The 25,409-nt window shown below is 52.0% G+C and carries 18 protein-coding genes; 7 read left to right on the forward strand and 11 right to left on the reverse strand.

Translation table 11 applies throughout. From position 1 onward, the window contains the following. Window positions 1–175 precede the first annotated feature (175 nt). The 3 genes from AC2FNV_RS07970 (at window position 176) to gap (ending at window position 3,827) form a co-directional block, all read left to right on the forward strand. Window positions 176–1,123: a cation efflux transmembrane domain-containing protein gene (locus tag AC2FNV_RS07970; RefSeq protein ID WP_170605435.1), complete on the forward strand. Its 948-nt coding sequence runs from the start codon at window positions 176–178 to the stop codon at window positions 1,121–1,123. A gap of 231 nt (window positions 1,124–1,354) precedes the next feature. Then, window positions 1,355–2,611, forward strand: coding sequence for a glycerate kinase type-2 family protein (locus AC2FNV_RS07975; protein WP_170605433.1), 1,257 nt, complete (start codon window positions 1,355–1,357; stop codon window positions 2,609–2,611). Between the two features lie 214 nt (window positions 2,612–2,825). After that, window positions 2,826–3,827, forward strand: a complete 1,002-nt coding sequence (gene gap, locus AC2FNV_RS07980) for a type I glyceraldehyde-3-phosphate dehydrogenase (RefSeq protein ID WP_170605431.1) — start codon at window positions 2,826–2,828, stop codon at window positions 3,825–3,827. A gap of 77 nt (window positions 3,828–3,904) precedes the next feature. Here gap and glpD read toward each other — a convergent pair whose 3' ends face one another. Beyond that, window positions 3,905–5,476: a glycerol-3-phosphate dehydrogenase gene (gene glpD, locus AC2FNV_RS07985; RefSeq protein WP_170605423.1), complete on the reverse strand. Its 1,572-nt coding sequence runs from the start codon at window positions 5,474–5,476 to the stop codon at window positions 3,905–3,907. 246 nt (window positions 5,477–5,722) lie between these two features. On the opposite strand from glpD, the gene AC2FNV_RS07990 reads away from it, so the two are divergent. Both AC2FNV_RS07990 and AC2FNV_RS07995 read left to right on the forward strand, forming a co-directional pair. Next, a complete protein-coding gene (locus AC2FNV_RS07990; protein WP_170605733.1) occupies window positions 5,723–6,502 on the forward strand; it encodes a DeoR/GlpR family DNA-binding transcription regulator in 780 nt (259 codons plus the stop codon). 195 nt (window positions 6,503–6,697) lie between these two features. After that, the gene (locus AC2FNV_RS07995) at window positions 6,698–8,251 is read left to right on the forward strand and encodes a trimethylamine methyltransferase family protein (RefSeq protein WP_496772920.1); all 1,554 of its coding nucleotides are present in this window, start codon (window positions 6,698–6,700) and stop codon (window positions 8,249–8,251) included. Between the two features lie 59 nt (window positions 8,252–8,310). Here the strand turns inward: AC2FNV_RS07995 and AC2FNV_RS08000 are convergent, their stop codons facing one another. The 4 genes from AC2FNV_RS08000 to AC2FNV_RS08015 are packed head-to-tail and all read right to left on the reverse strand — an operon-like array spanning window position 8,311 to window position 12,789. Beyond that, a complete protein-coding gene (locus tag AC2FNV_RS08000) occupies window positions 8,311–9,654 on the reverse strand; it encodes an NAD(P)/FAD-dependent oxidoreductase (protein ID WP_170605410.1) in 1,344 nt (447 codons plus the stop codon). After that, a complete protein-coding gene (locus AC2FNV_RS08005; protein ID WP_170605408.1) occupies window positions 9,651–11,147 on the reverse strand; it encodes an aldehyde dehydrogenase in 1,497 nt (498 codons plus the stop codon). Before AC2FNV_RS08005 ends, AC2FNV_RS08000 begins: the two co-directional genes overlap by 4 nt. 5 nt (window positions 11,148–11,152) lie before the next feature. Beyond that, window positions 11,153–12,070 (reverse strand): dihydrodipicolinate synthase family protein, encoded by a 918-nt coding sequence (locus tag AC2FNV_RS08010; protein ID WP_170605406.1) that lies wholly within the window; start codon window positions 12,068–12,070, stop codon window positions 11,153–11,155. An 8-nt stretch (window positions 12,071–12,078) separates the two neighbouring features. Continuing rightward, window positions 12,079–12,789 carry a GntR family transcriptional regulator gene (locus AC2FNV_RS08015; protein ID WP_170605404.1) on the reverse strand — a complete coding sequence of 237 codons (711 nt, stop codon included), beginning with the start codon at window positions 12,787–12,789 and terminating at the stop codon, window positions 12,079–12,081. Window positions 12,790–12,960: 171 nt separating this feature from the next. On the opposite strand from AC2FNV_RS08015, the gene AC2FNV_RS08020 reads away from it, so the two are divergent. After that, window positions 12,961–13,911 (forward strand): GlxA family transcriptional regulator, encoded by a 951-nt coding sequence (locus AC2FNV_RS08020; RefSeq protein WP_170605402.1) that lies wholly within the window; start codon window positions 12,961–12,963, stop codon window positions 13,909–13,911. 35 nt (window positions 13,912–13,946) lie between these two features. Here AC2FNV_RS08020 and AC2FNV_RS08025 read toward each other — a convergent pair whose 3' ends face one another. After that, complete coding sequence (locus AC2FNV_RS08025; protein WP_170605400.1) at window positions 13,947–16,259, reverse strand: Tex family protein; 2,313 nt, start codon at window positions 16,257–16,259, stop codon at window positions 13,947–13,949. 529 nt (window positions 16,260–16,788) lie between these two features. On the opposite strand from AC2FNV_RS08025, the gene AC2FNV_RS08030 reads away from it, so the two are divergent. Beyond that, window positions 16,789–19,002, forward strand: a complete 2,214-nt coding sequence (locus AC2FNV_RS08030; RefSeq protein ID WP_170605398.1) for an NADP-dependent isocitrate dehydrogenase — start codon at window positions 16,789–16,791, stop codon at window positions 19,000–19,002. A gap of 395 nt (window positions 19,003–19,397) precedes the next feature. On the opposite strand, the gene AC2FNV_RS08035 is transcribed toward AC2FNV_RS08030, so the two are convergent. The 5 genes from AC2FNV_RS08035 to AC2FNV_RS08055 all read right to left on the reverse strand — a co-directional run. Further along, on the reverse strand, window positions 19,398–20,504 hold the full coding sequence (locus AC2FNV_RS08035; RefSeq protein ID WP_170605396.1) for a transporter substrate-binding domain-containing protein: 1,107 nt from the start codon (window positions 20,502–20,504) through the stop codon (window positions 19,398–19,400). A gap of 44 nt (window positions 20,505–20,548) precedes the next feature. Next, a complete protein-coding gene (locus AC2FNV_RS08040; RefSeq protein WP_170605394.1) occupies window positions 20,549–21,811 on the reverse strand; it encodes a transporter substrate-binding domain-containing protein in 1,263 nt (420 codons plus the stop codon). Window positions 21,812–21,830: 19 nt separating this feature from the next. Next, window positions 21,831–22,610, reverse strand: a complete 780-nt coding sequence (locus AC2FNV_RS08045) for a PP2C family protein-serine/threonine phosphatase (RefSeq protein WP_170605392.1) — start codon at window positions 22,608–22,610, stop codon at window positions 21,831–21,833. After that, window positions 22,610–23,653, reverse strand: coding sequence for an FHA domain-containing protein (locus AC2FNV_RS08050; RefSeq protein ID WP_496772921.1), 1,044 nt, complete (start codon window positions 23,651–23,653; stop codon window positions 22,610–22,612). The genes AC2FNV_RS08045 and AC2FNV_RS08050 overlap by 1 nt, the downstream gene beginning before the upstream one ends. Window positions 23,654–23,849: 196 nt before the next feature. Further along, window positions 23,850–25,409 (reverse strand): serine/threonine-protein kinase (locus AC2FNV_RS08055; RefSeq protein ID WP_496772923.1); only part of this gene is annotated, 1,560 nt, incomplete at its 5' end.

The raw sequence follows: 25,409 nt of genomic DNA on the forward strand, positions 1-25,409 counted from the left end.
ACACAGGTTCAGTGCGAGGTGAAAAGATAGCGATTCCAAGTTTGCGTTCATCAAGAAGACGTTATTTGGCCCGGAGCTCAAAAAAAAAACAGATTATGCAGGTCGGGGCCAGACAAGTTGACCCGATTTCTATATCTTTCGATCCGGAACCCTTTTCAGAAACGGATCTCCTTATATGAGCCGACCCACGCGAACTGAAACGCAGCTCTTGGAAAGCCGTGCGCTTACAATCGGAATGGTGGGAAATCTATTCATGGCGATGGCTGGGATAGTCGCAGCCTATCTTTCCAATTCACAAGCTGTGCTCATGGACGGGCTTTTTTCGTTTATTGGGTTTACTGCGGCTTTTCTAGGTAAACGCGCGACCCGGAATGCTCAGCGCAAAGCAGACAAGTACAGACCGTTTGGTTACGCAAGTGACGAGGCGATTTTCAAAACGTTCCGTTCCCTGTCCCTTTTAGGTCTTGTTATTTTTGCGATGACCAGCGCAATTCTAAACATTGTCGGATACCTGAATGGTGAGCCTCAACGGCAGTTAATTTTTGCGCCGATGTTAGTCTACTTTGCGCTTGTTGGAATGACCTGTTTGATTCTTTGGTCGTTTCACCGTAGGGCATGGATCAAGTCGGGCAAGCAAAGCGACGTGCTTCAACTTGAACAAAAGGCCGCCGCCTTTGATGCGTTGATTACCGGTTCAGCGGCAGTCGGCCTTTTGGGTATTCACGCGTTTAGAGATTGGGTTTTGGCTCCGATCGCCCCCATAGGAGATTCAATTATTGTTCTGTTACTGTGTTTGTCTGTGACACTTCAGTATTACCGCGACTTCATAGCCGGGTTGGGAGAGTTGGCTGGTGTAACAGCCAGCCCGCAGTATATCGCCTCTGCTCGTCGGGCGATACGAGAATCCCTTAGAACCGATGGGGGTTCGTTGGTGGATTTATCTATCTCCAAACTCGGCCGATACTTTACGGTTATGGTGTACTACGATCCGCAGCGGCAAATCTCGGCGGCACAAATTGACGATCTTACCCGGCAGCTGCAGGCCGACATAGCGAAGCTTTTTGAGCATTCCGAGGTTTTCGTTGTTGTGTCGCAACATGGACGTGTTCTTAGCCCGGGTTAAAGCGCCCGATGCAGCAGTAAGGACTTGCAGGCTGGGTTCCGAGATCGGACAAAACAATTTTTGGTTAGCAAAAGTATGATTACTTGCTATGGACCCTAACACGGGGATGAATGTCGATTCACCGCCTTTTCCTTTCGCTTGGACACCGTCGTAATGGTTTCCGATGTTGAACGCAGACCGCAAATTCCTTAGCGGGTCTGATGGCTAAAACACGTGTGATAAAGAGATACGATGCAAGACTCTGATTTTCTGATTTCCCTATTCCAGACAGCAGTACAGGCCGCCGATCCACTTACCTCGCTCGGGGCGCACATGCCGGCGCCGCCCAAAGGGCGCACAATTGTAATTGGTGCTGGCAAAGGAGCCGCTCAGCTCGCCCAGGCATTTGAAACATTGTGGCAAGGTCCTTTGTCGGGTGCTGTCGTTACCCGTTACGGTTATGGCGCGGAGTGCCAGCAGATCGAAGTTCTGGAGGCATCGCACCCAGTACCAGACCAAGCAGGTTTAAAGGCCAGCCAAATCCTTATGCAAAATCTCACTGACCTGACTCCAGACGATCTGGTAGTCGCATTGATCTGTGGAGGAGGCTCTTCTCTGCTACCCTGTCCACCAGACGGACTCGAGCTGCAAGATGAACAGTTGTTGAACTCGGCCCTTTTAGCGTCTGGGGCGCCTATTTCGGTGATGAATGCCATTCGCAAACACGTCAGCGGTATCAAAGGGGGCCGTCTGGCTAAAATGGCGCATCCCGCTCGTGTTGTATCACTGATTGTTTCGGACGTTCCTGGCGACGATCCAGCGCAGGTTGCATCGGGCCCAACAGTTCCGGATTCCATCGGTCGCAAGGATGCACTGGGTTTAATCGCTGATCATCACATAAGCCTTCCGGACAGGTTACTGAAACATCTTCAATCTGTTAAAGCCGATGCACCTGCTCCGGATGATCCTCGTTTTGATCAAAACGTTGTCCAAGTAATTGCATCCGCAGGATTGTCTTTGGATGCCGCGGCTCAAGAGGCAGAAAACCAAGGTATTCCCGCCGTAATCCTTTCGGACGCGATCGAGGGCGAAGCGCGGGATGTCGCACGTGTTCACGCAGCAATTGCGCGCGAGGTTGCCAAAAAGAACAGGCCGTTCCAAAAACCCGTGGTTATTTTGTCAGGTGGCGAGACTACTGTCACTTTGCGCGGCAAGGGCAGGGGTGGACGCAACACAGAATTTCTGTTGGCGCTTGCGCAGGAGTTAGACGGAATTGAAGGAATTTCCGCCTTGGCCGCGGACACAGATGGCATCGACGGTTCAGAGGATAACGCCGGAGCATTCGTTGACGGGACCAGCTGTGCCCGAATGCGCGCTGCAGGGCGAAACCCCGCCGCGGATCTGGCGGCAAATGACGCGTTCTCTGCGTTTGAGGCTATCGGAGATTTGTTTTCGCCGGGACCAACTGGAACAAATGTTAACGACTTTCGCGCCATTCTCATTCGCTGAAGAACGATCGTAGGAGATTTTTCAAAACCTTCACAGCCAAACGCAAATATCGATCGCTTGGTGCCACCTTCAGAATTTTTACAGTTCGGTTTTGTTGACAATCCAGTTGGATTCGTGGTTGTTAGCGATAACAAAATTTGGGTATCGCAGGCACTCTATGCTGCAGCGACGATTCCAACTGTATTCTGCTGGGAATTTCGCCAAGGAGGCAAAAATGACCGTAAAGGTTGCCATTAATGGATTTGGACGTATTGGCCGATGTGTATTGCGGGCTCTGGTAGAGGCTGGGCGCAACGATGTTGCGGTCGTTGCCGTTAACGATCTTGGGCCAGTTGAAACGAACGCACACTTGTTGAAATACGATAGTGTTCATGGCCGTCTAAATGCAGACATTCGTGTAGACGGAAACACCATGCTGGTTGGCGGGCGTGAGATTCGTGTAAGCGCGGAACGCGACCCTTCAAAGCTTGAATGGGACGATGTCGACGTGGCGCTGGAATGCACTGGCATATTCACGAAAAGAGAAGCCGCAGCGAAACATCTGGAGAACGGTTCAAAAAAGGTTCTGGTTTCCGCGCCAGCCAGTGGCGCAGACAAGACCATAGTGTTTGGCGTAAATCACAAAAGCCTGACTGGTGACGATGTCGTCGTGTCTAATGCAAGCTGCACGACCAATTGTTTGTCTCCGGTCGCCAAAGTGTTGGACGACGTGTTCGGAATTGAAACCGGATATATGACGACGATCCATTCCTACACTGGTGATCAGCCGACCTTGGACACCATTCACAAAGACCTGTACCGCGCTCGCGCAGCTGCGATGTCTATGATCCCCACTTCGACTGGAGCTGCCCGAGCTGTCGGGGAAGTTCTACCGCAGCTAAAAGGGCGGCTGGATGGTTCCGCCATTAGGGTTCCAACACCGAATGTATCAGCAGTAGATTTGTGTTTTATGCCCAAACGCAGCGCGACGGTTGACGAAGTAAATGATGCCATTCGAAATGCTGCGGGTGGAGAGATGGCGGACGTCCTAGCGGTAACCGATGAACCTTTGGTGTCCAGCGATTTCAATCACGACTCGCATTCGTCGATCTTTGCGATCGACCAAACTCGATTGACCGATGGCGGGATGATGCGTGTTCTCAGCTGGTATGACAACGAGTGGGGATTTTCAAACCGTATGCTGGATACGGCTTGTGCAATGGATTCTGCACGCTGATTGATCAAAACCAGTTTTCGGGAAGTGCGGACAGATCAAACAAGGTGCTCTGTCCGCCGAAACACTGAAACTTTCAGTCAGGCCGTTTCGTTCAATGTCGTCTTCAACCACGACCCCAAATCTGCAATTTGCGCTTTCGACATGCGAAGGCCCAACTTACTGCGCCGCCATAAAATATCGTCGACTTCTCGAACATACTCATTAGTAATCAACCAGTTGACTTCCCGTTCGGTCAGCGTTGCCCCAAAGTTCCGGCCTAGGTCCACTATGTCTGAGCTATCTTCAAGTATCTCCATAGCTTCGGTTCCGTAGGCTTTAACCATGCGAGTGGCCCATCGCTCATCGAGAAATGAGAATTTTTCGCGAAGCTGCGTTATCAACATAGACACGTCGTCGACGGGGAAATCTCCTCCCGGCAATGGAACACCTGCCGTCCATGGTCCGGGAATATCTGGTATCTGAGATGCAATCTCTTCCATCGCGCTTTCTGCAAGACGCCGATAGGTCGTGATCTTACCGCCAAAAACGTTCAGCGCAGGTGCACCCCGACTAAGGTCGACCTTTAGCACGTAATCCCGGGTAGCTGCCGTCGCGCTGCGTGCACCGTCATCGAAGAGCGGGCGAACTCCCGAATATGTCCAAACCACGTCATCAACTTTGATTGGATCGGCAAGATACTGGTTTATAAAGCCAATCAGATAGTCACGCTCTTCCGGAGTGCATTCCGGTTTGATCGAAGCGTCATTGTGATCCGCGTCAGTTGTTCCAATCAGGGTGAAGTCAGTTTCGTATGGAATTGCGAAAATTATTCGGCCGTCGGTTCCTTGAAAGAAGTAACACTTATCATGGTCGAACAAGCGCCTCGTTACTATGTGGCTACCGCGAACCAGGCGAACGCCATCTTGAGTATTGGTTTTTAATGTCCCGCGTAACACGTCCCCAACCCAGGGCCCTGCCGCGTTTACAACCATTCTTGCGGATAGTTCGGTGACCTCTCCGGTCTCCTTATTTTCGGTTTGCACATGCCAAACTCCATCAACAACGTCGGCAGAGATACATTTTTCCCTCGGCAGTATTTCCGCTCCGCGTTGTTCCGCATCCCGCGCGTTCAGGACCACCAACCGAGAATCTTCTACCCAACAATCTGAATATTCAAACGCTTGTTCAAAATGCGGCTTAAGGGGTTTTCCTTCCGGGCCGGAAGTCAAATCAAGACTGGTTGTACCCGGAAGTATTTTTCGACCGCCCAAATGGTCGTACATAAACAAACCTAGTCGAATTAGCCATGCAGGGCGGCGACCTTTCATCCACGGCATGACAAAACTCAGCAGCCGCGATGTAGGCGTGGTTGAGTCAAAGCGCATACTGTGATGGTAGGGCAAAACAAAGCGCATCGGCCACGAGATATGGGGCATCGCCTGCAAAAGGGTTTCTCGCTCAATCAAAGATTCGCGGACTAGACGAAACTCAAAATACTCAAGATATCTCAGTCCACCGTGAAACAGCTTGGTCGAAGAAGCCGAGGTCGCAGAGCCAATATCGTTCATTTCGACCAGGCAGACACTTAGCCCGCGCCCTGCGGCGTCTCGGGCAATGCCGCAGCCATTGATTCCACCACCGATTACGAGAAGGTCATAGGTTTGTGACATCTTGTGGCTCCTACGCTTTGCACTAGCGGGCCACTGGTAAATGTCAAAAAACGCGCCCAAATAGAAGAAAAATATTTTCGTTTATGCTCTTTTTGTAGAAACATCTGAAATAAATGAGGAAATCATCTAAGCGAACCCGAGAATATTTAGCATTTTGGCAATTTCTAACGTTAAACGAACATCATCGTTTGCGATTCCATTTCATTTGACACTATCTTCTTGAAACTGGCTTTTCAGGCGCGAGCGATGGTGCAAACACTTAGAAAACCCGAAATCATCAATATTGCCCGTCGTGAAGGCAAGGTAACCGTTGAAGGCCTGGTTTCATATTTTGGCGTAACTCCGCAGACAATTCGCCGCGATTTGACAGAGTTGGCAGAGTCCGGGGAATTGGAACGTGTGCACGGCGGTGCAGTATTGCCTTCAAACACCGTTAACATTGGATACGCCGAGCGTAGAAAATTAAACCAAGCGCCCAAAGTTGATATTGCGCGTAACTGCGTAAAGCATATTCCCAATGACTGCTCGCTGTTCTTGAATATAGGGACAACAACAGAAGCAATCGCTGCCGAACTGTTCAATCACACCGGATTGCTTGTGGTGACGAACAACCTCAACATTGCAGTAATATTATCCGGCCATCCTACGATTGAGGTGGTTGTTGCAGGGGGGCACTTGCGAAACTCCGACGGGGGCTTGGTCGGAGATCTTACACGTCAGGTGGTTTCACAATTCCGGTTTGATTTGGCCGTAATTGGTTGCTCAGCTCTGCACGAAGACGGAGATATTTTGGATTTTGATATGCGAGAGGTTGGAGTCAGCCAGACGATCATCGATCGAAGCGACAAGGTATTTCTTGTGGCCGACTCATCAAAGTTTGATCGTAAAGCGCCCGCGCGCATCGCCTCCCTGTCCGATATAGATACATTCTTTACCGATCAAGTTGTTCCGATGCGCTGTGCAAAGCTGTGCGAGGAGGCCGGAACCAGAATTTCCGTCGCTGTTCCAGAGAACAACCGAAGTTGACAGTATCCAAGCCTCGCTAAAGGCGTCTGCAGCTTAGAACCAGTAAGTAGAATTCAAGTTAAAAGCATATGGATGGAACGGCGTTTCCTGCACTGAAGTAAATTAGTCATGTCGCTTCTTGCAAATGGAATTCGTGAATCGTCAAACGCCTAGCTCCTGCTTCTGTCAAAATAGTCAGGAAAAATGGAGGCAATGATGACCACGCAAATCCAATCCCGGTCTCGGTCGGGTGGGCGTTCTGCCCGTCGCGCACTACGCACTGCGCCCAAGTTCGATATGTTGCCTGGTCTAACGCGCAGCATTCCGTTGTGCGAAGTAATGGATGGAGCCCAAGTGGAACGCATCGACAACGCCTCAATGGACATACTTGAAAACGTCGGCGTTCAGTTTCGCGATCCAATTGCATTGGAAGACTGGAAAACAGCGGGTGCAAAGGTAAAAGGTGAGCTTGTTTATCTGGATCGAGGTCTAATACGCGAATTGATTGCGACGATACCGTCCGAATTTACTTATCATGCTCGTGATCCGGAAAAAAATGTCCGCCTTGGCGGAAAACATTCGATCTTTGTACCGATGACGGGCGCGCCATTCTTGCGGGATTTGGACGATGTTCGCCGAAATCCAACGCTGGACGATCTGGCAATTTTTCACAAACTTAGTCATATGTTGCCAGCTCTGCACTCCAGCGCACACCACATCGTCGAACCTTACGACCACCCAATTAGTCAGCGTCATCTGCAGATTACATATTCGTCGATGAAATATTCCGACAAGACTTTTATGGGAATGACAACATCCCCAAAGAACGCTGAGGACGTCATGGAAATGTGCGCAATCCTATTCGGCGAACAGTTTCTTGAAGATCATCCTGTTACAACTGGCAACTGCAACGGCAACTCCCCTCTTGTCTGGGATGAAACCATGCTGGGTGCAATGCGCGCGTTTTGCCGCCGCAATCAGCCTGTCTTGTGTTCTCCATTTGTCTTGGGAGGCGCAAACACGCCCGCCAGCGTTCCCGCGACAGTCGCACAGCTAAACGCCGAAGCGCTGAGTGCTTTGGCCTACACGCAGGTAATCCGCAAGGGCGCACCTGCAATCTACGGCCATTACCTTTCAACCGTTTCGATGAAATCCGGCGCACCAATGGCTGGAACACCTGAAATCAGCCTGATGAATTTCATGATCGGTCAAATGGCGCGGTACTATGACGTCCCCTGGCGCACGTCGAACACTTTGGGCGGGGCAAAAACATTTGATGCTCAAGCCGGTTATGAATCCGCGACCACACTTAGTGCCGTCATCCATTCGGGCGCCAATTATATTTGGCACAGTGCCGGTTGGAACGAAGCCGGAATGCACTGCTCTGTCGCCAAATTCATCGTTGACGCTGAACAATGTGCTATGGCCTATCGAATGGCCGAAGGACCAAAATGGGGTGACTTTGATCAGGCTTTGGCGGCTGTTCCGGATGTTGGCCCAGGCGGGCACTATCTTGGTCATCCGCATACTCAAGAAAATTTCCAAACCGCGTTTTTCATGCCGGAATTGTTCGACAATAATTCTATCGAGCAGTGGGTTGCCGAAGGAGAGGTCGAGATAACCGAGCGTGCCCTGAAACATGCGCGTAAATTGTTAACTGATTACGAGGAACCGAAACTGGATATTGCCAAGAACGAGGCATTGTTGGACTTTATTGCGCGCCGTGAACGGGAGATTCCAGCAGCGGACGAACTAAATCAAAGTTTTTGAGTGCGTCGAGCCGACGAGATCCATCGATCGACGTCGACTGTTTCATATTTCCTGTCCCGTCATTCCTTACCCGAACGCCATTCTTTCCACGCCAGATAGCTGTTGGCGCCAAGCGATGCGAGCGGTTCCGGCGGGAGGCGTGGCGGCATTGGTTGTTCCAGAAAATGATCGGCTATTTCTGACCCCCCGTTCACCAACAGCTCGGCAACGCCCATGCCTTGCAACGTTCCGCGTGCAATGCCCAATCCGTTTTGGCAACAGGCAGAAAATACGCCTTGTGCCAACTCGCCGAATGCGGCGGAACCGTTGCGGCTTAGGCACAACATACCTCCCCAGCGATGTTCCATGCGCAGGTCTGGCAGATTTGGAAACCGTTCTAGGAACTTTAGGTCATGCACACGTCCGGCACTTTGCAGTCTCTTCGAGCTGGCCTCCATTGTCGGCTGAAAGCTGGAGCAGGTACGGATCAGAACTCGATCACCATAGCTACCAGATATTCGTCGAACCGAGGTACCCATTGGATCTGCCGGTGTCACGGACCATCGGCTTTGCCCGCCCAAAGTGCTAATCTGCTCGGGTGTAAGCGGTTCAGTCATCGACGCATAGAGACAGATGTGCATCAACCGGCGTTGAAAGAATCCAAAACTCTCCAAGTGACCATTATTAGCTAGGATGATGCGTCCAGTCGCAACCTGAGCAGCCGGTGTTTTGACCAGCCACCCCACGCCTTGTTTTTGAAATCCGGTCACCGGCGACTGTTCAAACAGATTTGTCAGTGTTGCCATATGCGAAGCCAATGCTCGGACATAACCCGCAGGCTGGATCATCACTGTGCCTGGTGCGTAAAGGCCCGAGGTATAATGCGGGCTTCCAGTGATTTCCCGCATCTCTCCTTGGTCCAGCAACTTGAATGGCTCCCCCAGCCTTTCAAGATGCGTAGCGAAGTCTCGATTGTGCTTATCCCCGGCATGGGTCGCCGCAGCGTTGAACTTTCCACATGGATCAAACATCTCGTCCGGTAGACCGTAATCCTGCGCAAAGTCGGTCGCGAACCCGATCGCTTTGCGGTTCAGAGCGATTGTTGCCCGATCCGCCTCAAGACCACCATCGCCCGCATAGTTTTCGGAAGCCAGATCATGCGGCAAATCGATCATAAATCCCGAATTTCGCCCCGCCGAACCGTCTGCAAAACGTCCAGCTTCCAAAAGAACAATTTTCAAAGATGGATCGAGTTGGTGCAATCTGCGAGCAGCGCTTAGCCCCGCAAACCCGCCGCCCACAATCGTGATGTCTGCTGAGATGTTGTTTTGCAATTGCGGCAGTATATTTCGCGGCTGCAGGATGGCATTCCATCCTGCTGGGCCGGTCTGCCTTGGAAGACGCCGTGCCGTGTACTCGGTCAATCCACGGCCTCATCCGTGTCATCGGCCAAATCAATCCAGATGGTTTTCAATTGGGTATATTGATCATGGGCATGAATAGAGTTGTCGCGCCCACCGAATCCAGATTGTTTGAAACCTCCGAACGGGGTCGAGATATCCCCTTCGCCAAAACTATTGACCGTGACAGTTCCTGCCCGGATCGCGCGCGCCCCCCGAATGGCTCGTTTGGTATTCGAAGTGAAGATCGAGGCGCAGAGACCGTATTCCGTGTCATTCGCGATGTTAATAGCCTCCTCAAAGCCACTAACCTCAATCACTGAAAGTACAGGTCCAAAAATCTCTTCACGTGCAAGTGCCACGTCGTTGCCACGGACCTCAACTACTGTGGCTTCGACAAATCCGTTGTCCGCCTTGCCACCTATTAGAACATCTTCGGCTTGGTCCAAATAACCGCACACCTTTTTGTAGTGACCGTCACTGACCAAAGCACCCAAGCGCGTTTCAGGGTTCAATGGGTCGCCGACATTCCAATGTTTGACATGATGGGCTATGCGTTCCAGCAATTCAGCCTTAACATCCTTGTGCACTATTAGCCTTGAAGAGGCAGAGCAGTTTTCGCCCATATTCCAGAATGCCCCATTGACTACATGGGCGGCGACGCGGTCGAGGTTTTCGGCATCATCCATGACAATAGCAGGGTTCTTGCCCCCCATTTCCAACACAACTTCTTTGGCGTTGCTTTCTGCGGAATAGGTCAAAAACCGCTTGCCGGTGACAGTCGAGCCGGTAAAGGAAACCATGTCGATGTCCATATGCCGCCCAATGGGTTCTCCCACCTCTGCCCCACCGCCGGGCACAATGTTGAGAACCCCCCGCGGCAGTCCCGCCTCCATTGCCAGTTCTGCCATACGTAACGCGGTTAAGGTGGTTTCTGCGGCTGGTTTAACCACGACCGAACAACCAGCAGCCAACGCTGGCCCAATCTTCCAGGCCAACATCAGCAGTGGAAAGTTCCAGGGTAAAACCAGGCCAACAACGCCAATCGGTTCACGTATGACCATAGCAATGTGGTCATCGCTGGCAGGTGAGACTTGATCATAGATTTTGTCGATCAACTCGGCATGCCATTTAAGACATTGGATCGTTTCAGGAACATCAACGGATTCGCAATCGTAGATCGTCTTACCGCTGTCGATGCTTTCCATCACCGCCAGTTCGCGTGCGTTGCGCGTCATAAGCTTGGTTAACCGGATCAACACGTCCTTGCGGTCCGATGGGTGCAATTTAGACCAGCGGCCGTCGTCAAATGCCTCTCGGGCTTTTTCGACGGCAAAGTCAACGTCTGCCGCTCTGCAGGCGGCTATTTCGGTCAGCTTTTCGCCCGTCGCTGGATTGATTGTTGTGAAAGTCTCTCCTGAGATCGCGGGGCGGAAGGCACCGTCGATGAAGGCACCCGTTGGCAGGGTCAAGTTTGCAGCAATGGACTTGTATTCGTCTTTCGTCAACAGATCCATATCTCTTACCCCTCAGCCACGATGTTGGAGATTGTTTTCTTTAGGACTCGCGTCACCTGTTCCAGTGCCCGCTTGTCATCTTTGTTCAGACCTTTGAGGGGGGGGCGCATCGCGCCCGCTTCGATCCCGTTCATTGTAACACCATGCTTAATGGTCTGAATAAATTTGCCACCCTGTTCGAGTACCCGCATCAAAGGCATCATTGCGGACATGATCCTGCGACCCTTTGCAAAGTCACCCTCAACAATGCAAGCCTGATAAAGCGCCACGTGCTCCGCTGGCAGGAAGTTAGACCCCCCGCACACCCAGAAAGGCGCACCCCAAGCGAAAAACTCCAACGCTTGATCGTCCATACCGCAACCAAGTTGTATATGAGGGTAGTCCCGGGCCAAAAGATGCACGCGATTGATATCACCAGAACTTTCCTTGATACCGCAGAAATTTCGGCTTTGCCCAACACGGTCCAGAAACTCCTCACCCATCATCGTGCCTGTCCGATGAGGATAGTTGTATAACATCACCGGAAGATCGGCGGCCTTGTCTATTACCAAGGCATTCAATGCATTTTCTCTGTCGGTAGGCACCGAATAGGCCGGACTAGCTAAAAGAATGGCATCAGCGCCAATTTCACGTGCGCCTGCGGCCAGCGCAACTGAATCCGGGGTCATCATCGCTCCGGTGCCAATTACCAACGGCAATCGACCCTTCAGGCGTTCTTGTGTAAAGGCTGCCAGTTCCAAACGCTCAGAAACCGTCTGCGAATAGTTCTCTCCGGTCGAACCGCCGGAGATAAGCCCGTGAACGCCGTTTACGACCAGAAACTCAATCACGTCGGATAGTGCGTCCCAATTGATGCTGCCATTTGTGTGATAGGGAGTAACGACCGGAGTATAGATCCCGTCAAATTTGAATAAGGGGGTCATTTGCATCCTCAAGCAGATGTCTTTCGCGCCATCGAACCCATTGGTACGTCCAGTGCTGCTGGTGTGACGTACTGTTCGATCTGGCCTCGAGACAGGTTCCAGTGATCGATCGCCAACTGCGCAGCAGCAGCTTCGTCGCACGTTTCGATGGCGGCGATTATTGCGTCATGCTGACTGCTGGCCTCGGATAATTTATCGGCCATCAACTGATCCTGTGGACGGTAGAAGGTCATGCCTATTCGGGCGTGGTCGATCAAAAGACGCTTGAAAGACGGCAGCAGATACACATTGTCCGCCATCTCACCGGTGATTTCATGAAACTTGTTGTTGGCCATGGCGCGATCAGCAGCTGACCCTGACCTTAGCGTCGCCTTGAATGTGTCTTGCGCCAACTTGAGGGATTTAATTTGGTCCGGTTTGGCATTCGTTGCTGCCAACTGCAAAATAGCACCATAGATCATTGGCGCCGCCAGAAAAAAATCCCGCAACGTTGTGTAAGTCAGTGCGGATACCCGAGCACCTCGGTTTTCGCGCAATTCAACAAATCCTTCACCCGCGAGCTGGCGAAAAACTTCGCGCAATGGGGTACGCGACAAGTTGAACTCTTCAGATAAGCTTACCTCATCAAGATCTTCCCCCGGGTTCAAGACAAGCGTCAGGACAGCCGATTTCAAATGCTCGTAAAGTTCCGACTTCTTGCTTCGGGACGCATCTTTCATTGATTTACCTATGTTGAACCATGTTTTCAGCTTCAAGCTGTATATTGAAAATGCATTTTGCATACAATAAGAATCTATACTGTGCGCAAAAAGGTGATCCTGCTTCTGAACAACTGCGCAGATTAGTAAAACTACCTACAGTATGAATTAAGTTTTGTTAGTAAGGGTACCATGAGAGACACCCAGCATTTTACCTTTCTACTGATCGAAGAATTCTCGCACCTTGCGTTTTCCTGCGCCGTAGAACCCCTTCGCATTGCCAATCTAGTCAGCGGTGAGACCCTGTATAATTGGTCTTTTCTGTCTGAAAACGGCGAGACCGCTACATGTTCGAACGGCACGGTAACCTTGGTGAATGGCGGAATATCCAGTATTCCGAAATGTGACCGGCTATTTGTTTTGTCCGGGATAAATATGCGTGACTACGCCAGTCGCCCCCTGTTGGCAGCTTTGCGACGAGAGCGTGCACGCGGCACATCCATCGGGGCCTTGTGCTCCGGTGCATGGCTGTTGGCCGAAGCTGGCTTTCTCAATGGTCAACAAGCGGCCATTCACTGGGAATACCACGATAGCTTTATGGAGGCCTTTCCCGAAGTGAACCTCGTCCGCAGCGTTTTTGTGGCCGACGGCAAACATATCACCGCATCCGGAGGAACGGCGACTGCTGATCTGATCCTACATCTAATTGAAATGGATCATGGGCCAGATCTTTCAATCGCGGTGGCCGATCAAATGGTCTATAACGCTGTGCGGAATGCAACTGCAGAGCAACGCGTATCACTGCAGTCAAGAAATGGGATGCGAAATGCCCATCTCGCCAAGGCGATTCAAATCATGCAGCAAAGGCTTGAAGCGCCGGTTTCCCCTTCGGAGATCGCCAATCAGCTTGGTATCTCAACCCGACAGCTGGAACGCTTATTCGGAAAATACTTAAATGCATCGCCCAAACGGTACTTTATGGAAATGAGGCTGGAACGCGCCCGAAACCTGTTGCTGCAAAGCGAAGCTTCGGTAACCGAGGTGGCCATTGCGTGCGGGTTTGAAAACCCAGGCCATTTTTCTCGGGTCTACCGGGCCAATTTCGGGATCACGCCTCAGATGCAAAAAAACAAGATTGACTGATTTTTCGCGCCTCAATCCCATTGTACATAAAATACTTAACGCTGATTTCCTTTTAATGCGTTCGTCAAAGCATCACCTATCGCGTTGTTTCGAGTATTTTCGTGGGGCTTTCCGCCTTTTCCACCGCGGTTTTTCCCGCCATCTTTGGAAGTTCCGGAACTGCCCCTAGACTGGCCTTGTGGGGTCAAGGGCCCACTACCTTTACGCATACTCAACCCAATCCTTTTTCGCGGCGCGTCGACCTCAAGCACACGAACTCTAACGACCTGACCTGTTTTCACGATTTCATGCGGATCCTTTACGAACCGGTCAGCCAGTTGGCTGACATGGACCAAACCGTCCTGATGTACGCCAATGTCTACGAATGCACCAAATGCAGCGACGTTCGTTACCGTTCCTTCAAGCATCATTCCGGGCTTTAGGTCCGATATCTGTTCTATGCCTTCGGTAAAACTGGCGGTCACGAAGTCAGGCCGAGGATCCCTTCCGGGTTTTTCGAGCTCGGCAAAGATGTCGCGTATGGTCGGCAGGCCAAATGACTCATTAACGAATTGTTCTGCGTGCAATCCGCGCAGCGACCCTTCTTTGCCCATAATCTGCCGGATATCTCGGCCGCATTCCGCCACGATTTTGCTGGCAACTTCGTACGCCTCTGGATGCACCGCAGAGGCGTCAAGCGGTTCGGAACCACCCCGGATGCGCAAAAAACCCGCACATTGTTCAAACGCATGCGGCCCTAGGCGCGCGACTTGTAGCAACTCTTTTCGCGATCGGAAAGCACCGTTAACGTCACGATGATCAACGATGGCTTCAGCGAGAGCAGGACCTAACCCGGAGACATGCGATAACAATGGTGCTGAGGCGGTATTGAGGTCCACGCCGACAGCGTTGACCACATCCTCGATCACTGCTTCTAGAGATCGGGATAGGCGGTTCTGATCAACGTCATGCTGATATTGGCCCACACCTATGCTTTTGGGCTCAATCTTTACAAGTTCGGCCAGCGGGTCTTGCAAACGCCGCGCGATTGAGACCGCGCCGCGCAGCGACACGTCCAGCTCCGGGAACTCCTGCGCAGCCAGTTCTGATGCTGAATAGACCGACGCACCGGCTTCTGAGACTACAACCTTGGTTGGGCTTTTCATAGATTTGGGTAATTGCGCGAGTGTGTCGCTAACCAATCGTTCTGTCTCGCGACTGGCAGTGCCGTTGCCAATGGCGATCAGTTCTACTTCGTGACTTGAGATCAGGTTCAACAGGGCGGCTTGCGCTCCACGCAGATCGTTTTTGGGTTGAAAAGGGTAGATCGTTTCTGTCGCCAACAACTTACCGGTTGCGTCCACAACTGCGGCCTTTACACCTGTTCGAATACCCGGATCCAAACCAAGCGTTGTGTGGGCGCCGGCCGGGGGCGATAACAACAAATCTTTTAGATTTCGGGAAAAGACCTGAATCGCCTCCTCCTGAGCCCGCCCTCTTAATTCCGCCATCAGTTCGACCATCATCGACAGCGACAGTTTCACCCGCCAGGTCCATCCGGCCACTTTACGTAACCAAGTATCGCTAGGTCCGGTTCCACGGGTATCCAGATGAGCGGCAACTATGTTTTCGGCGCGGGCCGTTCCTGTTTCCGGATCAGGGGCAATATCCAGCGAAACAATCCCTTCTTTCGAGGCACGCAGCATAGCCAACGCACGATGCGAAGGAACCTTTGACCACATCTCGGAATGATCGAAGTAATCGCTGAACTTGGCACCTTCTTGTTCTTTGCCTTCGATCACTTTGGCCCACAACCAGGCCTCATGCTGCATAAAGCTTCGCAGTTCACTCAGAAGGTCAGCGTTTTCCGTCAGTTGTTCCGCGATAATATCCCGCGCCCCGTTCAGGGCATCTTTGGTCGACTCAACGACATCCGACAAAAAGTTCTGTGCAATGATTTCCGGATCCAACTCGCGATTATTCAGGATGGCATTTACCAACGGCTCCAATCCATTTTCGCGGGCAATCATTGCCTTGGTGCGCCGTTTGGGTTTGTAGGGCAGATATATATCTTCAAGCTGAGCCTTGGTTTCTGCTTGGGCAATAGAACGCGCCAATGAATCGGTTAACTTGCCTTGATCCTTGATTGCACTCAGAATCGTATCGCGGCGCGCCTCGAGTTCTCGCAGATAGACCAGACGCTCCGCCAATATGCGCAGCTGCGTGTCGTTCAGACCACCTGTAATCTCTTTGCGATAGCGGGCAACAAAGGGTACCGTGGAACCTTCATCCAAAAGACGAACGGCGGCAAACACCTGTTCCGGACGCGCATTGATTTCAGTAGCGATAGTTTGGGCGATAAGATCCAAAACACTCTCCTAGGATGATGTTGGAGAACCGTCTTAGCCAGCCTCACGAATGAGGGGAAGTAAAAATTGCTTTTGCGTTGAAGGGGGCTGATGAGAACGGAAACCCAAAGTCCTTTACAGCGCTGGATGGTGGTAATCGCCACAATTTTTTTCCCTTCCCAAACTGCCGCCAGCGGTGACATGAAGGTCGGCACCGGCTTGACAATTGCCGTCAATTTCTTGGGCCACATGGTGCCCAGGTTGCCCTCGGGTCGTCCAGGGCTGGAGCGCGGTTTGAAATTTCGTTTTCCATCGAAGGACATGTTCAGTGCGCGAAAGCATACATACTAAGCTTAGTTGCGCTTCCTGAACCCGTGTCAATTTGCGCAACGCAAACCGATTGATCCCGAGGCAATCCTCATTTATGGGATGCCTGTCAAATCAGAGTCTCCCGTTGGGCCAATGGTCCAGTTACGGCTCGGTGCCGGGTGTAAGATGGCACAAACTCTTGGATAGCACGCTCCGAAAGGCTGAAAAAAGGTTAGGGAATATGGCAGAAAAATCGAACTTCGACATATTGTATACCATTGTAGACGAAGCGCCCGAACTGGCAAGCGCATCGTTTCTTCCCATCATCCGCAAGTTTGCTTCGGCCGCTGGAGTGAGTGTTGGCACCAAGGACATCTCGTTAGCTGGGCGCATATTGGCGACATTCCCAGAGAACCTGACAGACGAACAGCGTGTCAGCGACGATTTGGCATCGTTGGGCGAACTGGTAAAAACGCCGGATGCCAATGTGATCAAATTGCCGAACATCTCTGCCTCTGTCCCCCAATTGGTCGCTGCTATCGAAGAGCTTCAATCGCAAGGCTACAACATCCCCAACTATCCCGAAGAGCCTTCGACGGATGAAGAAAAGGCGATCCGCACAAGATACGACACCATTAAGGGCTCGGCAGTGAACCCGGTTCTTCGTGAAGGCAACAGCGATCGCCGCGCTGCTCGGGCGGTGAAGAATTATGCTCAGAAAAACCCTCATTCGATGGGAGAGTGGAGTGCTGACAGCAAGACTAAGGTCTCATCAATGTCCAACAATGATTTCTATGCAAACGAGAAATCAGCAACGATTTCCGCCGCCCAAGCAGGCGACGCAAAAATCGAGTTTGTCGGCAAAGATGGAAGTGTAACCGTATTGAAAGACTCTTGGCCTTTGGCCGATGGCACCGTAGCTGACGCCACATTCATGTCGGTCAAGGCACTTTCCGCATTCCTGGCGGAAGCAATCGAGGACACAAAGCGCGACGGCACTATGTTCTCGCTGCATATGAAGGCCACGATGATGAAGGTCAGTGACCCAATTATCTTTGGCTATGCCGTCAAAGCGTGGTTAGCCCCAGTATTCGAGAAATTCGGTGCCGAATTGGAAACTCTTGGAGTGAACCCAAATTCGGGCCTTGGCGATCTTTTGGATCGCATAAAGGGCAACGCCGATATTCTGGCGGCTATCGATGCGATTAAAGCGGATCGTCCTTCGATGTATATGGTTGATTCAGACCGCGGTATTACCAATCTGCACGTTCCGTCTGACGTTATCATCGACGCCTCAATGCCTGCGGTTATCCGCGCCGGAGGTAAAGGTTGGGATGAAAGCGGCGCAAAAGGGGACACCAACTGCGTCATCCCTGACCGCTGCTATGCGCCGGTTTATGACGAAACCATTAAGTTCTTTAAAGCCAACGGCGCGCTAAACCCCGCGACTGCCGGGGCTGTTGCCAACGTAGGTTTGATGGCGCAGAAAGCCGAAGAATACGGCTCGCATCCGACTACATTCCAAGCTCCTGCCGACGGCACCATCCGTATTGTTCTGGAAAATGGAGAGACTTTGCATTCGCATGAGGTTGAACAGGGTGACATCTGGCGTTCCTGCACAGTGAAAAAAGCGCCGATCGAAAACTGGATCCAGCTTGCGATGGATCGGCAGCGTCTTACCGGATCCGAAGCGATCTTCTGGCTGGATGCTAATCGCGCCCATGACGCTGAGCTTATCAAATACGTCAATCCGGCGCTTGATGCCACGGGCGTTGCAGACAAATTTCAGATAATGGCCCCACGCGAAGCGACCAAACAATCACTGGAGACTATAACCGCTGGCAAGGACTCGATTGCTATCACCGGGAATGTGCTGCGTGATTATTTGACTGACCTTTTCCCAATTCTAGAACTGGGAACCTCTGCCAAAATGCTATCGATCGTTAAACTGATGAACGGTGGCGGCCTGTTTGAAACCGGGGCAGGGGGCTCGGCCCCAAAACACGTGCAGCAGCTGGTCGAGGAAAACCACCTTCGCTGGGACTCGATGGGCGAGTTCTGCGCGTTGGGGGAGTCGCTGAACTTCCTGGCCGACAGCAAAGGTAACGCCAAAGCAGGTGTTCTGGGCACGGCAGCCGAAGCAGCAACGCAGGGTATTCTTGATAATAACAATTCGCCCAGTCGCAAGGTGGGTCAGCCCGATAATCGGGACAGCCACTATTGGTTTGCCCGCTATTGGGCAGAGGCTCTTTCAAAACAAACAGAAGATGCCGAGTTGGCCGCCGAATTCGCACCGATTGCACAACAACTAGCCGACAGCGAAGAGCAAATCCTTTCAGAGCTTGCAGCCGCGCAAGGGGTTGCCGCCGATTTGGGAGGTTACTACCATACTGACCCAGCAAAGGCGGCAGCGGTTATGCGTCCGAGCGCAACCTTGAACGCAATTATTGGGTGAAACCTGAAACTCGAAAAATTGGATCACCCGCGCTGAGCGACAAAAGCCGACCCTTAACGGTCGGCTTTTTTACTCAAACTGGAGAAAAGAGCCTGTTCCCATTGCAACACCTTTTTTGAGTGCGTGGTGGAGCAACTGCCCGCGGTTATCTTCCAGCAAGCCTTACAAAAAACAATACACCTTAGAACTGGGTTGTCCCTAAGTGAGCTGGTTATTGCATAGATAAATCTCTCGCTTCAGCAATAATATTCGCAACTAGCCATCGGAAACGGAACAAATTGTAGCGCGAACGTTCTCAGTTTTTTGAAACTGCTGGGTTTGGGAACTTTTTTGGATCCCTTCAAAAAAGGGGCCGGTCCTAAGACCAGCCCAGAAAGCATCCGTAAACCGAGGGATCAGTTCGATGCTGCATTCAATTTTTGGTTCTGTTCGCGCAACGTATCCGAGATGATAGCGTACCATTCTCCAGACTCGCGCATTTCGACCAAGCCCTTGTTCATCATCGCAATATATTGACGCGCGTAGGGGTTGGAGCGATGGGCGAGAAAGCTCATCGAAGACAATGTAGATACAAAGGGGTTTTCGGCTATATCCGCCGATGACAAACCCATTTCATTCATCGTTGCCGCGAACAGTTCAACTTCAAACGCAGCTATATCCGCTGTCCCAGTCAAAACTGCATCAAGGCATTCCCGCGCGGTCTTTGGTTTAACCATAGTGACATTGGAATCATTTAGACCAACTTCTTCGAGAACAACCATGCTCCACCCCTCCATACGACAGATCGTGGCACCTTTGAATTCTTCGAAGGTTGTCGCACCAGCATAAGCGCTTTCAGGCAAAGTGAAAAAGCCGCCAACAACATCATACACAGGTACCGACGCAACGAATTGTGTACACCGTGCCTCAGTTTCCAGAGACCATTCATACGAGCGATTTGTGCAATCAGGGATTGTCCAAGCGATCGAAATGTCAAACGCATTCAGAGGAAGCAAAGTCTGAAGGTGCGCGCTCCAATCATCCACAAAGCTTACCGAGAATTCACGATTGTTGCCGCCACGCTGAAGGCTGGTCGTGGCAAGCCGGGTCATGAACCCACCGCCATTCAAGGTTTCGTCTGTAAATGGCGCCCAGCCGTTGCCAGTAACCATTTTGATTGGCGGTTCATAGACATTCGAGCGCTTAACACTTGCTGCACGCTGTTCTTCTGCCGCAATCAAATCCTGAGCGCTTTGTCCATTTGGCAGGCTTCCGTCTTCACAAGGCAGTGCCAAAACCAAACCAGGCTCCAAGTTTCCCGGATTGGTGATTACGTTACGGTTCGCGTTAAAGATTGGCTGATAATTCGATGTGCCATATGCAGCAATCGCGATTGTGGCCATCGTATCGCCGTCAGTCACAGTATAATTCGTACAAGCCTCTTGAGCAGCGGCAGCACCCGCGCCTAGCGCAGTGAACGCAGATGCCAAACGCATTGCTTTCTTGAGGTTCTCGTTAAACATTTCCACTTCCTCCAGACTTTGGTTTTATTAGGCCGTTTGGAGCCCTAGCCATTTTCCATTTGATAGCGCAGAGCGGTCGACACGATGTCGCGCCACTCGCCCGATTGCTGCATAATCGCCAGTCCTTGATTGAGTGTCTCAAGCACTGCTTCCCCGTCAGGATTGTCTTTGTGTGTCATGACGTTGAGTGACTTGATCGCAGCAAGATTTGGGTTTTCGATAATCTGATGCTCATAACCCAGACGGCTGATGGCCTCGGCCGCCAGATGAGCCTCAACAGCGACAATATCTGCCTCGCCCTGCATGACAGCATGAAAACAATCATCGGGTGAGACCGGGCGTAAAAGGGTGATGGCCGGCTCATATAGGCTTACGGCATCCATATGCGACAAAGACCACCCCTCGGGGCGGCAGATAGTTGCACCTGCAAAATCAGCGTAAGTAAGAGTTTGTTCAAAACCAGAGCCTTCGCGCGCGAAGAATGTATCAACTACCTCATAAAACGGATTCGAGAAGTTGTAGGTTTCGCAACGGTTGCGATCGCTTTCTGACAAAGCTTCAGCTTCTTCGCAATTTGGTCGCGACCACGGGAATGTGGCGTCAAACGCCAATGTCGGCATCAGCAAATCCAAGTGCGAAGACCAGTCATTGACAAACTGTATCTTGTAGCCCTGTTCCGGAGCAGCGCGCAAAAAGGCCGTTTCAACAAGGTTCGTATAAAGGCCGCGATGCGGCAAAGCTTCGTCAGTGAACGGGGCATAGTTGCCACCGGTGATCAGCAGCAGTTGTCGATCCCGAATTTCTGATTTCTCTTCGCCTTGAGATTTGCGGATCAGGGCGGCTGCTTCTGTTCGCGCTTCCTCAATTTCCTCACGCGCCGAAATTCGAGCCTCTACAACAGCTCGCTCGCTGGCCTTCCTAGCTTCGGATTTGGCTGCGGCAACTTGGGCCTCAGCATCAGCAACGGCTTTCTGAGCCCGCTCTTCCGCCGCTTCTACCAGTTCGGCGGCCATCTCGACTGCCATGCGCTCTGCCTCGGTTTCGGGCTGAGTAACGGCGCGTCCAATATCGTCCAGGCAAGGCATGACCAGTTTGTCGCCGACGCGTATGATATTTGGGTTGGACCCGATAACATTTCTGTTCGCGTTATAGATGAAACTATAATCTTCGGTGGCGTAAACCTGTATCGCCAGTTCCCGAAGGCTATCCCCACGTCGGATTTCGTAGGTCGCGCATGCTTCCTGCGCCGATGCGGAACCTGCTAAGACTGCAAAAGCCAAGCCGGAAATGATTAGATGATTTCTCATGAGTGCTGAACTGCCTTAATTAGGTTCCTGCCGGTTTAACGACGGCAATAGCGATATTGTCCTGGCCAGGGTCATTTTTGGATTTAAGTGCCTGCAACAAGGTATCCGCGATATCGCGCGCAGGTGACTGCGCGTGAACGCGCAAGAGCCCCTCAATTTCGGGGTCACTGAGGAATTGCAAGCCATCACTACCTAGGACGAGAAGGTCCGAGGCGACCAAATTTAACGCCTTTTCAGGACAATCCACTTGGCGGATTTCCCCGCCCATAATAACGGAGGTTAGTTGGTTCCGGTCCGGGTGCGCGCGCGCCTCTTCGGAGGAAAGTGTGCCCTCCGCAACCTTTGCGTCGATCGCTGGAGCCATGGAATGGTCTTCGTTGATCTGAGTCAGACGGTCATCTCGGAAAAGGTAGAGAGGGCTGTCGCCGATGGAAATCCAAAAGACACGCTGCTCAAGCATTAGAATGCCCAGCAATGTAGAGCCCAATTTGACGCGATGTTCATCGCCATGATCACCTACTGCGGTATTGGCTTGCATCGCGGCAATCGGCAGAGCGTCGAGCAGATCGCCCTCGACCGGTTCGGGCCCGCCAAGCTGGGCATCCATAAGGTCGCACCATGCTGATATGACCAGCTCCGATGCGATTTCACCCGCATCATGCCCACCCATACCGTCAGCAATGACGACGTAACCCGCACTAGCCGAGTCAAACACCCGTGCGGAAATCGCATCCTCCTGCGTGTCGCGCTGACCCTTGTCAAGAATCAGCGCAACATCATATGCAGGGCTTGCGAGCATTAATCGGCATCCCGCCAGTCAAATCCTTCATCGCAGAAGGCCTTGAACCGCATCGAGGTTTCACTGATGCGGATTATATCACCACACGCAATAGGCACTGTGCTGAGGACTGGTTTGCCGTTTAAACGAACAAGGTTAGCCTTGCCGCCGTGACCTAAATAGCATTTTCGGTCTTCGGGATCATAAGCGATTACCGCATGATTGCTGCGCGAAATACCCGTGTCTCCGAAGTCCAACTGAATAGCCTGATCGTCATTTCGGCCTATTTGCATCAGACCTTCGGTAACCGTTACGCAGGCGCCTCTACCCGGGCCGGAAGTCACAACCAACCATCCAACCGGGAACGTCTGCTGTGCACTCTCCATCTTCACGACAGGTTCTGCGGCTTCGATCAATTCCTGCGCATGCGTGTTCGCGCGATCAAAGCCGAGGAAAGTAGTTTTTACGCGGGCTCGACGATCCTCCGCTGGGGCTGGAGCCACAATTTCCTTTTCAGCAACTGGGATTGGTTCTGGTGAAGGCTCCTCCAGCTGAGATGGTTCACTTTCTTCTTCGGCTGCAAAATCGGGAGAAGGATCCACAGTTGGCTCAGTTGTGACTTCAAGCTCTGGTTGGACTTCGAGAACATCTTCGGGCTCTTCCGTTGATGCTTCGGCAACTGCCGCGAGCATGGTTTTTTCATCTTCCGCCGCATCAGTTGATGCGGGGTGCAACGTCACAACTTGATCTTCCTCTGAAACTTCTGGGTCGACGGGCGCATCCGCCGTCTCCTCTTCCACAGTTTCGTCCTTGGACTCTTCATCTGTCTCGAAAAATTCAGGCATTTGGCCTTCTGGGATCAGATCTTCCGACTCCTCAAAGTTTTCGAAGCTATTGTTGCCGCCGGCTAGTGCCTCGCGCAGCGCATTGAAATCTGCGATTGGCTCAGGTTGATCTGCCTGCTCAAGATCGTTCTCGGCAATCACTTCGGTTTCGGCCGTATCTTCTTTGGATTTGCCGGCACCTTCTAGAAGCCGGCTCAGAGGGCTTTTGTATTTAAACATGGTGTCGACACCTTTTTCCATCTGATGCGGAGCACTTCCCGCGTGTTTGTTACAGATCACCGCGCATAAGGTTCGGTGAGACTAAAAACCAAAAATCACTCTTACGATCCGCAACGGGCCGGTCCCCGTTGGGTGGCTAACTGGGGGCCACCCTCAGCACATACTTGCCAGCGAATTTCACTCGATCCGGGTTTCTCTACTCCTGCGCAAGCCGCATGGTAGCGGCGGTTTCAGATCCGTTGCGCAATACGGTCAGCTCGGCTGTGGGGCGACTTTCGGCAACAAGATTTTCGAGGATCACTTCCAGACTTTCTGGACCATCGAAAGCAACGCTTTCCTCACCTTCGCGCAACAGAACGTCGCCACGTCTAAGGTCACTTTCACTGTCGTTCGGCACTGTCTGTACTGATGTTTGCCAGCCGTACCCGTCTACGTGGCGGATACTGAAGGTTAGCCCGTTCTCAAGACCCAGACTGCGGTATGCGGGCAATGCCAAAACAGCATTCTGCGCACGGGTTTTACCCAATGCGCGGTAACGGGCGGTAGCCCTTACATACCCATCAGGTTCAACTGCAAAATTGCTCAATATGTGTGCTTCAAACGAGAGATCCGCGCGAATAGGTTCACCGTTCAGAGTAAAAATCGTCGTTCCACGCTGAACCCAATCGCCGACAACGGACATATCCTGATCAGCATCAATACCACTAATAGCAAGCACATTACCCGTCGATGCACGACGACGTGAAACTGTGAACGGTACATCCACGTCCCAGTGAGCGAAAGCCACTTGGTTGTCCAAGAGATTGATGAGTTCTTCCAAAGGTAAACCTATTTCAGACTCAGAGAGTGCTGCCTCGGCTTCCAGTTCGGGCTGCTTTTCGCCAACTTCCAGGATTGATATTTCCGCTGGCGGTATCTCTGAGGCGGCAACGGCATCGAGTGGCGGCTCTAACGTTTCTTTCGAATCTGGTTCCTGTATCACTGTCTGCTCGACAGGTTGCTCTTGCGCTACCTCGGTCTCGGGTGCCAAAGCGGGTTCGGCCGATTCCGGCTCTGCTTGGACTTCGACGGTCTGCTCGACCGGTTCCGGTACAGCATCAATCGGCGCTGGGGCCTCAACTGTGACCGGGGTTGCCTTGGGCGTGGAGTTTTCGCCCGACATCAGAATTATCATTCCTGTAACGACCGCCGCTAACGCGATCACGACCAATACAATTGACCTGCTTCCGCTTCCCGAACCGCTTTTGACTACTGTGTCAACGGTAACCGGTGCGTTATCTGAAGTTGCGAAATTCGCGTGCTCTTGTTCAGGTTTTTCTTCGTTCCCAAGCGTAAGGTCAGCATTGCCAGCAAGAAGGGCGGTCACAACAGCCTCGGCGTTTTCAGTCTCGGCTTTTATGCGTTCTTTCTCGGCCTCGTGATCTTTGTGGTCCATGCCGACGATCACGGACACTGGACGGTAAGCAAACGTGTCAAACATCACGTCTGGTCCGCGGAACATTCGCAACCAATCCAAAGCCGATTGAAGACGATCGGTGGTGTGTACCTCCAGCGCCTTGTCAATCGCATTCAGGAATTTGCTCGGATATCCCGAATAGCGCCCGGAAAGCGGAACATAAGGGTCAGATTGACCATTGTTGAACGCGTTCAGGCGGGTTTGACCGTCGATTGGACGTTCGCCGGTTATGGCGTGATACAGGGTTGCGGCCAAGACATATAGATCACTACTGGGACTTTGTTCCGCGCCCCGAACATA

The organism is Ruegeria sp. BHSA163, from assembly GCF_059613365.1.

Coding starts and splice junctions, on each gene's coding strand:
- AC2FNV_RS07990 (WP_170605733.1), top strand. CDS start 5,723: ATGGTGCAAACACTTAGAAAACCCGAAATCATCAATATTGCCCGTCGT.
- AC2FNV_RS08020 (WP_170605402.1), top strand. CDS start 12,961: ATGAGAGACACCCAGCATTTTACCTTTCTACTGATCGAAGAATTCTCG.
- AC2FNV_RS07970 (WP_170605435.1), top strand. CDS start 176: ATGAGCCGACCCACGCGAACTGAAACGCAGCTCTTGGAAAGCCGTGCG.
- AC2FNV_RS07995 (WP_496772920.1), top strand. CDS start 6,698: ATGACCACGCAAATCCAATCCCGGTCTCGGTCGGGTGGGCGTTCTGCC.
- AC2FNV_RS08030 (WP_170605398.1), top strand. CDS start 16,789: ATGGCAGAAAAATCGAACTTCGACATATTGTATACCATTGTAGACGAA.
- AC2FNV_RS07975 (WP_170605433.1), top strand. CDS start 1,355: ATGCAAGACTCTGATTTTCTGATTTCCCTATTCCAGACAGCAGTACAG.
- AC2FNV_RS08040 (WP_170605394.1), bottom strand. CDS start 21,811: ATGAGAAATCATCTAATCATTTCCGGCTTGGCTTTTGCAGTCTTAGCA.
- AC2FNV_RS08035 (WP_170605396.1), bottom strand. CDS start 20,504: ATGTTTAACGAGAACCTCAAGAAAGCAATGCGTTTGGCATCTGCGTTC.
- AC2FNV_RS08045 (WP_170605392.1), bottom strand. CDS start 22,610: ATGCTCGCAAGCCCTGCATATGATGTTGCGCTGATTCTTGACAAGGGT.
- glpD (WP_170605423.1), bottom strand. CDS start 5,476: ATGTCACAAACCTATGACCTTCTCGTAATCGGTGGTGGAATCAATGGC.
- AC2FNV_RS08050 (WP_496772921.1), bottom strand. CDS start 23,653: ATGTTTAAATACAAAAGCCCTCTGAGCCGGCTTCTAGAAGGTGCCGGC.
- gap (WP_170605431.1), top strand. CDS start 2,826: ATGACCGTAAAGGTTGCCATTAATGGATTTGGACGTATTGGCCGATGT.
- AC2FNV_RS08005 (WP_170605408.1), bottom strand. CDS start 11,147: ATGGATCTGTTGACGAAAGACGAATACAAGTCCATTGCTGCAAACTTG.
- AC2FNV_RS08010 (WP_170605406.1), bottom strand. CDS start 12,070: ATGACCCCCTTATTCAAATTTGACGGGATCTATACTCCGGTCGTTACT.
- AC2FNV_RS08015 (WP_170605404.1), bottom strand. CDS start 12,789: ATGAAAGATGCGTCCCGAAGCAAGAAGTCGGAACTTTACGAGCATTTG.